The organism is Streptomyces sp. NPDC001858 (assembly GCF_053594615.1).
This window is the reverse complement of record NZ_JBSFEV010000054.1, coordinates 30643-41396: the sequence shown is the minus strand read 5'-3', so window position 1 is coordinate 41396 and position 10754 is coordinate 30643. Positions and strand designations below refer to the sequence as shown.

The window sequence follows — 10754 nt, the reverse complement described above, 5'->3', positions numbered from 1 at the left end:
TCCCACTCTGCATTCGTCAGATCCCCACGGCCCATACAGCCAGCCTGGCCCCCAACATCCCACTCACGTCAGGAGATCCGAGAAACAGCGCCTAGTGGCCTACGGCGAGGAGCAGACGACGGGGAGACGTTGCTCTTGGTTACTGGAGCAGGGGATCTGCGTGAGGTGGGGGCCCTCCTGCTGTGCGCGCTGGACCGCATGATGGACGAGGACTGATCCCAGACGACTGCCAAGCCCGGTTATCTCCTGCCGCAGCTGCGTCTTTGTCCTTCACGCCGGGTTTGGTGAATACGACGGCTCGCGTATCGCCGTCCCCTCCTTCGTCCGAGCCTTGCAGGCACACGCTCGGGCAACGGCCCTCAGCGACGCATACGCAGGCCATGCCGTCGGTGTCGTGGCTCTGGTGACGGACGAGGCCTATGACGCTGAGGTCTACGGCCGGTGCTGGGGGAGCGGCCAGCGTTGGATTGCTTTCTCTCAGGACGTAGCGGGCACGAGCCCGCTGCGTTTTTGGTCCCGCGGTGCGTTGGGCACCACAGCGGTCACTCGGAGCTGAGGAAGTGCGGCCATGAGTGCTGTCCTCGGTTAGGGTCCGGCCACAGATAAGGAACATGTGGGGTGTTGCGATGACTGGCTGGCACCGGGGCGTGCTGTGGGTGGTGACGGTGGCAGCCGGTCTTGCCTGTGTAGGGCTGGCCTTGTTGTTGTGGTTGAAGGATCTCAGCACGGCAGGGACCGTGGCGGGCTTTGCCGCCGATACCGTCACGCTCGTCATGACCGTCTTTGCCGTCCGTGGCTTGCTGCTGCAGTCCGCGCAGCGTAGCGTCCAAGGGGTCACTGCGTCCGGCGCAGGTTCCATTGCCGCCGGCGGCAGCATTGGCAGAGCTGTCACGGGCAACCGCAGCCGACTGGCGGCCCCGCCGCCCTCTCCTCTCCCGGTGCCGGTGGCCCCGGCCGGGCCGGTGGAGGCGTCAGGTCCGAAGTCTGTGTCGGCGGGCGGTTCCATCGGTGAGGCGGTCACCGGAGACGGCAACAGCACGTGAGAACCTGGTGGGGCCGCTTCGGTTTCCGGCCGCGCTACGCTGCCTCTCTCGGCCCGCAGCAGACTTCGGCTGTGCCGAGCCCGGTGTCGGCCTCGGGCGAAGGGGCCATTGCGATCGGCGGCTCTGCCGAGATTGTCGTGTCCGGACACGACAACACCGTGGTCGTGGGGCAGTCGCGGCCTGATGAACAGGTGACGCTGGATGACCTGGCCGCCGCAGGCCGGGCCCGCATGGTGCAGCGCTGGCACGCGGCCGGAGTTCCCCTCGCGGTGGCATCCGAATTCGCTGACACCCAGCAGATGGGAGCCCTGCCCACGGCGGTCGTGGCCCCCACCCGATCGGGTCGTGTGGTCGTTCTGGAGGGCAGCTTCGGAACGGGCAAGTCGCTGGCTGCCGAGCGGCAGCACCAGCAGGACATCGCCGCAGCCCGCGTCGACGCGCGGGCCCCTATTCCCGTCCATCTTGTCGCTCAGCACATTCAGGGCAACGTGATCGACGCGGCCACCCGCGTGGCACGCGCGCTCGGAGAGCCTGCCGCACGCGGTGTCGCGCTGGTGGTGGACGGGCTGGATGAGCCCGGTCCAATCCGCGGTAAAGAACTGCTGGATCAGGCCTTCGGCTGGGCCGCGTCTGCGGCCGGTGAGCGCTGGCGCATCCTGGTCACTGCCCGTCCCGGCCTGGAGATGGACGCCACCTCGCGCAGGGTCATGCCGGAGCTGTCCGAGGACGAAGCGGCGGCACTGATGGACCGCCTCGGCGGAAGCGGTTTCGTGGTACGCAGCCAATCGAGCATGGTGCGCAGCGTGCTGCGCCGGCCTCTGTTCGCCATCATCGCAGCGCAGCTCCAGCGTGACCGTGAGCGGCTGCCGAACAGTCCGGTGGCCTTCCTGGAAGCTCTGGTCACCCGGGCGCTACGCGATGTCGAAAGCGTCCAGGAAGAACGTGCCGAGCGGTTGTTGCAGCGGCTGGCCGCGGCCTGTGTCAGTACCGGAGGCGTGGCGGTGGCCGCTGACGTGGGCAGCCCCGGCGAAGTGCGGGCACTGCTGGGCACCCGGCTGGTGGTGCGTCTCGGGGACCGGTATCTGGCCTTCGCTCTGCCGGTCCTCGAGCAGTACTTCGCCGGCCAGGCGCTGCTGGCCGGCGGGGCACTGGCCGAGGTCGTGCAGAGCGTGGAGCTGCTGGACAGGTGGCGCTACGGACTGGCCATGGCGATTGCCTCGGGAGGCTGGGAGCCGGTCGGGACGGTGCTTGATCCTTTGCTTCGTGCCCAGCCAGGCATCGCGGCCTGGGCAGTCCACGAGGCCCTTCCGCGTGACGTGCCAGAGGAGGAAGGCCCACGGCCGGATCTGCCTGCCGGCGTGGTCAGCCAGCGCCTGACCACGACTCTTGAGGCCTGGCGGCGCGCGCTCATCCCGGCAGGTGACCGTATCTTCCTCTACGCGGGATGGGCGGGCCCGGTGACGGTCGACGCCAGCCTGGAGGGCGACAAGCTGGGACTGCACATCCTGCGCCGCGACGGCGACCACACTCCGGGACTCGCGCTCCCGGTAGCCCATCGCTGGTCGGAGCCACGCGGGATACGCCCCATAACGGCATCGTTCGGGCCGATCTCAGCGGGCTATGCCGCCTGGCCCTGGCAGCAGACGCTGGACGTACTCGCCTCCGGCCTGTGCAAGCTCTGCGAGCGCAGGGACTTCGACCTGGCCGACTGCGACGCCTACACCAGGGAGCGCCTGTGGCTGGCGGGGGCGGGTCTGCTGGGACTCGCTTCCCGTCGTTACACGCCGATGCGAGCGGACGACGTGCACCAGGCCCTGCGACGGCACCTCTGCTCCGGGGGAAGCCTGCCGGTCCGGTCGTCCTTCAACCAACGGTTCACCGGCTGGCAGGCGGAGCTGATCCGGATCGACGGGGAACTCGGCAGCGGTCGGTGGGCTGACGCCGACGGCATGCTTCGCCACCCCTACGCCGTCCCCGACCAGGCGCACGGCCCTCACGTGCACTGGGTCTGGGACACCTACAGCGCGGAACAGCTCAGGCTGCGCACCGAGCAAGTCCTGACCGCCGCTGTCGAGATCTACACCGCGCTCGTGGACACCTGGTTCCCGCACCTCAAGCAGGTCCTCGGCCTAGCCAGCGCCGCTCCGGCCGCACTGACCGCCGACCTGTACACCCCTCCCGGCGGCAACGGCTTGTACGAACCGCCTGGCATGCGGCTCTCTCTCCGTCCCTCGACGGTCAACTCGGTCACCGTCCGTCTCGTCCCATCAGAGGACGACCTCTACGCTCCGATGCCTCCTGTCCCACCCGGGAACGAGCCGACGAGGTCCCCGTGGGCACGCCCGAGCACGCCGGTACTCAGCGAACCGAAAGTCTTCGACGACACGCCCGCCATCGACTACGCATACGCCTGGCTCCACGAAGACCTCCACCGCCTCCACCTCACCGACTCCGCGCCGCACACGACGAACACCGGGCTGCCCTAACCCGTCCAGCGGGCCCTCTGGCTGGGCCTGACCTCGATCGACCCTTCCGCAGCGCAGCAACTCGACCTCGCGCAGCGAGTGAGCGAGATCAACATCGATGCACTTGCGGCTGAGGACAAGGAGTTCGGGCGGCTGATCAAGTTGCTGACGTCCTGGCTGGGGATCTCGCCGCAGCCCGCCGCTTGGAGGTGGTCTGCCTCGGCGAATGTGCCTTCGAAGGCGTCGTGTACGAACACCACCCACGTGTTCTCCCGCTCCTACTGGGTCGGGTAGGGCAGCGGCCGTTGCGTGCGATGAGACCGGCGGGCTCCTGATCGACCAGGCGGGCAGTTTCCCGCCGTGCAGAGGTGCGGAGGCCCTCACCTGCAGGCCGGCGGCTGGGAGCGGACCCCGGCCGTGCAGGACCTGGGTGACCGGCGTCATCATCACCAGACTGACCGGGAGCTGGACGGCGGCCAGGTGGTGCTGTCCGCAGGCGACTTCGTCGGCCGGGGCGAGCAGTTCCCCACCGTGAACGCTTGCTCTTCCAGATCCGCCCAGGTGGCGACCCCGTACCCGGCCGCGGCCTATTCCTCCAGGACCTCGAACGCGGCCCGGATCGCCTGGTGCAGGGCGGGGCGGTCACCGTGGTGGGCGGGCTCGGGGTTGTAGAGCAGGGGCAGGTCCAGCCGGTTGAACCGAAGCTTGGAAGTTGTCACCAGCAGGTCCGGCTGAGCTGGTGAATGGGGACGGCTGAAGCAGCCTGGTTGTCACAAACGAGGCATCCGACTTGTCACAGACGCTCATTCTGCAGTCTTTCCGTCACCAGAAACGAAGATCGGGAGCCGACGGCTCTCCGCCACGCTTCCATGAGGTCATGGCCGCTACACGTGCTGGATCGGGAACGGTAGTTGGAGCCGCTGACACTGGGTCCGTCTGGTCGCATCTGTGCAGCTGGGGGGAGCTTTTCGTGCCGACGGACGTCGATGCGGGCCGGTCCGGCCTGGATCTGGGCGACGGCTGGACGAGGCGATGGGCGGTCTCGTGGCGGGCAGGAGGGGACGATGCGTCCTGCTCGGTGCACGATCTCGTACAGGAGCCGGTGCTCACGAGCGACCCGATGCGGCGCTTCACCGGGCGCCGGGACCAGCGGCACCGTCCTGGCCTGCAGTTTCTGACCAGCACCGGCCGATCAGGATGCCCGCCCGGATCCGGTCCGGGTGGGCGAGGGCGGTCCGCAAGGTGATCGTCGAACCCAGCCCGGTGCCGCCGACCACCGCCCGGTCCACGCCGAGGTGATCGAGCAGGGCGACGAGGTCGGCGGTGTACTGGGCCCAGGTGTGGCGGGCCGGGTCGGCACACCGGGAGCGGCCCTGTCCGCGTACGTGCGGCAGCACGACCGTCTGCCGGATACTGAACAAGCGTTCATCCGATTATGGCCGGATATCAACGGGTCCGAGCATCGGTATCGGTGAAACGTCCCGCCGTCGTCCTCGGTCCGCGTACGTTCACCGTCAGGGAGAGACGGCTTGAATCCGGGGGGACTCTTGAGTACGAGTCGAGTGATGTCACCGGCGGTACGCGGTGGGTTCGAGGAGTTGTTCGGGGCGGGGTTCGCGGAGGTACGGGTCCATGAGGACGCCCTGCCGCAGGCCGCGTCCGGGGCGGGAAGGATCGCCTGCGCGCACGGTTCCGACCTGGCGTTCGCGCCCGGGGCGTACGTCCCGGGCAGCGGGTGGGGACGCGAGATCATCGGGCACGAGTTGGCGCACGTGCTGCAGCAGCGCTACGGCCGGGTCCGGCCCGGCGGGTTCGACCCGGCGCTGGAGGCCGAGGCCATCGAGGCCGGGCGCCGTGTCGCGGGCGGTCGGCCGGTGCGCATCCCGGGCGGTCCGCGGCGCGGCCGCGGCCATGGGCGCGCCGTCGCGCAGTTCTACGCCGTGCACCCCGCCGCTCCGGGCGCACCGTTCGTGGTGGCGGGCGGCGGAGCCCACCACGCTCCGGTGCAGGCGCACGATTCGTTCATCGGCCAGGTCAAAGCGGGGGGCGGTTCGTCGTTCATGACCGGCGCTCCGCCGACGGTCCGGCTGGCGGCGACGAATCCGGCCGCGGTGACGTTGAGGGTGTCGGGCAACAACGAGATCGCGATCGAGGACTGCGACCTCGGCCTCCGGCAGCCGAAGTGCTTCTACGCGACACAGGCTGTCATCGACGCGAGCAACAACCGTCTCACGCTGGTCGGTTCGGCCTTCCGGCTGGTGCGCGACCCGGTGGGGCCGAACCAGCAGCGGATCACCGTCGGGGGCAACACCCTGTACCGGGTGCTGCCGCAGGATGTCGCGTCGGGTGTCACCGGAACCGCCATGCAGTGCGTGCAGCCGTGCAACCAGATGATCGCGCAGGTCATCGGTGAGCCGGCCCCGGTGCCGCGCTTCGAGACCGATCCGCACGTGCCGCCGGCCCACCTGATCGAGTACAACGTCGCCCGCGCACTGGTGCCCCCGCCGCTGCCGGCGGCGATCGACGGATCGTCAGCTCTGGCGGCGGCCAACACGGCACGGCCGATCGCGGTGGCGTACGGCGCCGCCGCCCACGCGCCCACCCCGGCCTTCACCGGGTTGCTCCAGCAGTACGGGATCAACCAGTTCGCCGCCCCCGGGGTCGGTGAGGGCTATCTGACCGCTGCCCTGACGGACGTCGTGCCCGGGGCGGCCCTGACCCAGGGCACCTACCCGACGCATACCGACCACTACCGGCCGGTCGGTGGCCTGGACCCCGTTCTGCTGAGCAGCCGGAGCTGGGGGGACCACTGGGCCGGGGTGGTGGCGGCGGACGGAACGGATGTCGTCACGCTGGAGAACTACGCGCGCAACGGCGAGGACGGGGTCGCGGGAGCCGACGCGCGCTACTACTTCCAGATGTACCAGACGGATCCGGCGGCCGCCGGAACCACCTGGCACACCGCTTGGACCAGCACACCGATGGTGGCGATCCCCGCCCCCGTCCCGGTCGTCGCCGGACCGCACCTGGCACCGACCCACCAGCCCGCCACGCCGGGTGTGCGCAGCTTCGCCAACCCGATCACACTGCGGATGGCCCGGGCCGAGACGCGCTGGGACACGATCGCGAACGCCCTGTACGGCGGCGTCGCCGTCAACACGATCAAGAACGACCACAATCTGATCCCCCTCGCGGCCGACGCGGACGCCGAGATCCGCCAAGTGCTCAAGGGCCTCCGGTACGCCAACGTCAGGCTCGCGGCGCAGGAGAAGGGCGATCCGGCCCGCATTCACTCCTGGGCGCTCGCCCTGAACAACGCGGTGGCCCTGCACCGGTTCGAGGAGAACACACAGGCCCTGCTGCGCACGCACGGCCGGATCATCGCCTTGCTCGCGTTGTGAGCTCCGCCCGGTGCGGGACCGCGCGGCGACGCGGCCCCGCACCGGTGTGGCCCCGCACCGTCGCGACGGCGGGGGAGCGCACCGCCGGCAGGATCCGGTTCTTGCGCCGGCAGCGCGCGCATGCCCGCCCATGCACCGAGGCCCCTGGAGCATTCGGCCACGCGTGGGGCCTGCGCCTTGCCCACCCGCCACGAACCGTCGCATACGCGATCGACGCGGTTCAGCCGGCCCGACCGAAGCGCGGAGTCTGGTTCGTCAGAGGGCTTTTGGTATAGCCGAATTACCCTTTAAGTTCCAGTAGGTTCCTCGCCAGGTTGGCGTGGTCTCGCCCGTTATGCGCTTGGCGAGGTTGTCGATCGAGGCAACGTGGATCACGGTTTCGGAGCTGGCGGCGAGGGCCTCGTAGCCCCGGGCGAGGCGGCGGTGCATCATGGTCCAACCGATACCCCGCTCCACTACCCAGCGCCTTTTCGGGATATGAGAGGCCGTCAAGACTTGAGAGAACGACCTTCCGGCGCTGCACCTCGCAGGTGACAACAGGACTGCCTATGGGACAACTATCGCGCCTCGGCTCACCGGTCGCGCCCGAGCCGGGCGCGGTTGCGCCGGGGTCAGTAGTCGAGGTCCAGGTAGTCGATGTCGTTGAGCTGTACGTCCGAGAGCCCCAGCGCGCGGGCCCCGCCGTCCTGGAAGTAGATGTCCTTGAATCCGTCGGCGATGATCTGCCGCATCTCCTGGTCACCGGCCCCGGCGTCGCGGGCGTCGAACAGCCGCTGCGCGTACGGGGCGGGGAGATGGACGGTCAGCCGCCGGAAGCGTCCGTCGTCGGTCGTGCCGATGGGCGCCGTGTACCCGAACCGGGCCCGGGTCTCGACCGTGAGCCCGCCTGTCGCGGCGGCCTGGCGCCGGCGGCGTCTGCGCACCAGCGGCTGCCAGCGGGCCCGTACCGCGTTGTCGATCTTTTCGGCGATGTCGGGGCGGGCGTGCTTGCGGGCGCCGCGGCGGTAGCGGTTGACGGAGTCGGCGGTCACGCCGATCTCGGCGGCGACCGCGCGGGCGCTGCCCAGTTGGCGGATCAGGTAGCCGATCTGGCCTTTGAGGGTCTTGGGCGGCTGGCGGGTGAAGGCTTCCCGGTCGGCGCGTTCGATCGCGTTGTGGATTTCTCCTGGCATGGTCTACTCGCCTTCGTCCAGGACGGCGTCGCCGCCCTTGATGTGGCGGGCCGGGTTGAGGCCCTGCTCCATCAGGTCGACCGCCCACAGCATCGACTGGACGCCCTCCAGCTTCGCCAGGCCCGGCGTGGGTCCGAGACGGAAGCCGCCCGGCCGGGGGTTGCCGGCGGCGTCGTAGGGCAGGAAGTCCAGCGGGCTGGGGCCGGGGCTGGGGTAGACGACGCAGTCGGAGAGCACGGCCAGCGGGTACAGGCCGGTCATCTTGGCCATGTTGTTCAGCTTGCGGTGCATGTTCACGCGGGCCTTGGAGATGACGGCGGCGCGGATGTCGGGGCGCCAGGTCGGGCGTTCCAGCGCCGGCCACCGCTCCCCCTGCTTGTAGTGGCGGCCCTGGGGGCGCTCCCTGAGCTTGCCGACGCCTCCCTTCACCGTGGCCTTGATCGCGGACAGGACAGCGGCCATGGCGGGGTCGGCCTGTTTGTGTCGCTCCATCGCTGCGAGGAACTCCGCGCCAGTGAGGTCTTTGGTGACGCCGAGGTCGGCGAGGGTGTCGACGTAGGCGGTTTTGAGGCGGTCGTGCCACGGGTCCAGGTACGCGCCCGTCTCCCGGCGCAGATACGCCTCGAGCGGCTGGACGGTGAAGCCCAGCTCCCGGGCGTAGGCCACCGTGTGCGTCTGATACCAGGCCGGGCCCTGCGGGTGCTCCCCGGTCGGGGTGAACGGGGAAGGAAGGCGCGGATCCACCTCGACGTGCGAGAGGTCGACCAGCCAGGAACCGGGGATCTTCGGGTTGAACGCGGGGCCATGGAAGTGGTCCGGAGCGGACAGACCCACCACCAGGCGTGAAGCCGCAGCAAGGAAAGCGGTGTTCAGGTCCAGGCCCACCGCGTGAGGCAGCAGACACTCCTGGTCGGTGAGCAGGTCGACATCGCGCACCCACTGGTAGGCCTCCTCATCGAGGAAGCCGCCCCTCCAGCCGGAGTTCACCACCACGGGGTGCTCGGAGGTGGCCTCCGGCGGCGCAGGGTCCATCGGCTCCGTGCCCAGCGAACCGGAGTGGGGGCCGGAGACCCAGGCACCGGTCGTTTCGTCGCGCACGGCGCGGGTCGGCGGGCGCATGGCGGTCATCAGCTCCAGGCCGGAGACGGCCGTCGACCCGCGCGGGGTGATGACCCGGGCCGCATAGGTGCCAAGGATCCGGGCGATACCGGCCGGCTCCATGTCACAGACGCCGGGCCAGGACCGCTCATCAAGCGCGTCCCACGACAGGATCGCCAATTGCACGCACTGCCGCTCGCGCCCCTGCACCTTGCGGTAGATCCGCGCCCACGGGCCGAACCCGCGCTGCGTCAACTGCCACTTCGCCCTGGCTACCTGCTTGACCACCGGATGGTCGGCGGGCAAGCGCAGAGAACGGCGCTGCTCGTGGCCCTCCAGGCGCTCCGGCAGCCCCAGCCTCACCGCGGCGGCCGCGGTGAGCACGATCAGCGGGTCGGCATCCTTGCCGTAGCGGTGCAGCTTCGGCGCACCGAGCCCGGACTCGGTCAGCGTCCACTCCACCAGCTCGGGCACGGTGGCCGCCGGGCAGTCCAGCACAACCCCGTCCACGCCGTACGCGGAGCCGTCACCGTCCAACACGGCGAGCGGACCGTGCGGAAACCGCGGATCGGTATCGACAGACCGGGCAGCCCTCTTCTGCGTCGGGCGACGCAACGATGCGGCAGGCCGGCCGGTCTGGCCCCGCGTCTGTGAAGCGCTCTGAGCTGCGGGCGTCTGCGCAAGTTCGACAGGCTCGGCCTCCGGCACGACGGGCAGGCCGGAGAAGGTTTCCGGTACCGGTGGTGGTGTGAGGGCCAACGACGTCTCCGGCTCCGTCGGTGGCGGTGCCGGGCATACCGGTCGCTGGAGGGCTCCACCACGGGCAAGGGGCGTGTCCGGCGCGGGGTAGCGGTGGGCAAGGCCCTCGAGGAGGTGGCGGTAGGCCTCCAGTCGCTCACCCCGGGGTTCGGCACGGCCGGCTTCCCACGCCGTGATACTCGGCACACGTACGCCCAGCGCCTGGGCGACTGCCGCCTCGGTGAGGCCGGCCGCCTCGCGGAGCCGTACCCGCTCAGCCGGAACGGGCAGCACGGTACCGTCGTCGACGGCGGCAAGCAGCGAGTCGACCGCGGTGAACAACTGCGGTGGCTGGTCGCTCATCTGCGGTTCCTCCTCGCTCACCGGACGCCCTGGCGGATCTCTTCGAGCCGGGTCATCAGCCGCTGGTAACGCTGGGAGGCGGCCTGGGAGGAGTTCAGGCCCTGATGCTGGGCGATCTGCCGCCAGTCCATGCCGCGGCGCCTCGCCTCGATGACCACCTGAGTCTCCAGCCGGTCCAGCTGCTCACGCATCCCTTCGAACAGGCCCAGAGCAGCACCCACGTCGTCTGGGACCACGCCCAGCGCCGGCCCGTCATCGCCCCGCTCGCCGGCGGCGGCCAGCAGCCGCCCGATCAGGGATGCATCCTGCTCCACACAGCGCGCGAACGTGGTGTCCCCGGCGGGCGCGGGGGCCAGTACGGACAGGCGGGCACGGGCCTGCTGGCGGGAGTCTCGCGGCATAGGACCACCCTACCGTATCCAGACAATGGAACAACGATTCGTTGTTCCATTGAGGCCGTGAAGGACTGCCGCG

At 69.9% G+C, this 10754-nt stretch carries 8 protein-coding genes and 1 pseudogene; 3 read left to right on the top strand and 6 right to left on the bottom strand.

Annotation, left to right across the window (positions count from 1 at the left end; all coding sequences use genetic code 11):
• Positions 1–626 precede the first annotated feature (626 nt).
• Entirely contained in the window at positions 627–1043 is a 417-nt protein-coding gene (locus ACWCPF_RS41360) for a hypothetical protein (RefSeq protein ID WP_451050301.1), read from the top strand.
• Between the two features lie 71 nt (positions 1044–1114).
• Positions 1115–3529 (top strand): hypothetical protein, encoded by a 2415-nt coding sequence (locus tag ACWCPF_RS41355; protein ID WP_451050300.1) that lies wholly within the window; start codon positions 1115–1117, stop codon positions 3527–3529.
• A gap of 566 nt (positions 3530–4095) precedes the next feature.
• On the opposite strand, the gene ACWCPF_RS41350 is transcribed toward ACWCPF_RS41355, so the two are convergent.
• Both ACWCPF_RS41350 and ACWCPF_RS41345 read right to left on the bottom strand, forming a co-directional pair.
• Positions 4096–4227, bottom strand: coding sequence for a hypothetical protein (locus ACWCPF_RS41350; protein ID WP_451050299.1), 132 nt, complete (start codon positions 4225–4227; stop codon positions 4096–4098).
• A 411-nt stretch (positions 4228–4638) separates the two neighbouring features.
• A complete protein-coding gene (locus ACWCPF_RS41345) occupies positions 4639–4929 on the bottom strand; it encodes an alpha/beta fold hydrolase (protein WP_451050298.1) in 291 nt (96 codons plus the stop codon).
• A 144-nt stretch (positions 4930–5073) separates the two neighbouring features.
• Here ACWCPF_RS41345 and ACWCPF_RS41340 point away from each other — a divergent pair, with 144 nt between their 5' ends.
• A complete protein-coding gene (locus ACWCPF_RS41340; protein WP_451050297.1) occupies positions 5074–6909 on the top strand; it encodes an eCIS core domain-containing protein in 1836 nt (611 codons plus the stop codon).
• A gap of 255 nt (positions 6910–7164) precedes the next feature.
• Here the strand turns inward: ACWCPF_RS41340 and ACWCPF_RS41335 are convergent.
• The 4 genes and pseudogenes from ACWCPF_RS41335 to ACWCPF_RS41320 form a co-directional block, all read right to left on the bottom strand.
• A pseudogene (locus ACWCPF_RS41335) lies at positions 7165–7389 on the bottom strand (transposase); the annotation flags it as partial.
• A 131-nt stretch (positions 7390–7520) separates the two neighbouring features.
• Entirely contained in the window at positions 7521–8081 is a 561-nt protein-coding gene (tpg, locus tag ACWCPF_RS41330) for a telomere-protecting terminal protein Tpg (RefSeq protein WP_451050296.1), read from the bottom strand.
• Between the two features lie 3 nt (positions 8082–8084).
• Positions 8085–10280 (bottom strand): telomere-associated protein Tap, encoded by a 2196-nt coding sequence (tap, locus tag ACWCPF_RS41325; protein ID WP_451050295.1) that lies wholly within the window; start codon positions 10278–10280, stop codon positions 8085–8087.
• A gap of 17 nt (positions 10281–10297) precedes the next feature.
• Complete coding sequence (locus tag ACWCPF_RS41320) at positions 10298–10681, bottom strand: hypothetical protein (RefSeq protein WP_451050294.1); 384 nt, start codon at positions 10679–10681, stop codon at positions 10298–10300.
• Positions 10682–10754 lie beyond the last annotated feature (73 nt).

Coding starts and splice junctions, on each gene's coding strand:
- ACWCPF_RS41340 (WP_451050297.1), top strand. CDS start 5,074: ATGTCACCGGCGGTACGCGGTGGGTTCGAGGAGTTGTTCGGGGCGGGG.
- ACWCPF_RS41360 (WP_451050301.1), top strand. CDS start 627: ATGACTGGCTGGCACCGGGGCGTGCTGTGGGTGGTGACGGTGGCAGCC.
- tpg (WP_451050296.1), bottom strand. CDS start 8,081: ATGCCAGGAGAAATCCACAACGCGATCGAACGCGCCGACCGGGAAGCC.
- tap (WP_451050295.1), bottom strand. CDS start 10,280: ATGAGCGACCAGCCACCGCAGTTGTTCACCGCGGTCGACTCGCTGCTT.
- ACWCPF_RS41320 (WP_451050294.1), bottom strand. CDS start 10,681: ATGCCGCGAGACTCCCGCCAGCAGGCCCGTGCCCGCCTGTCCGTACTG.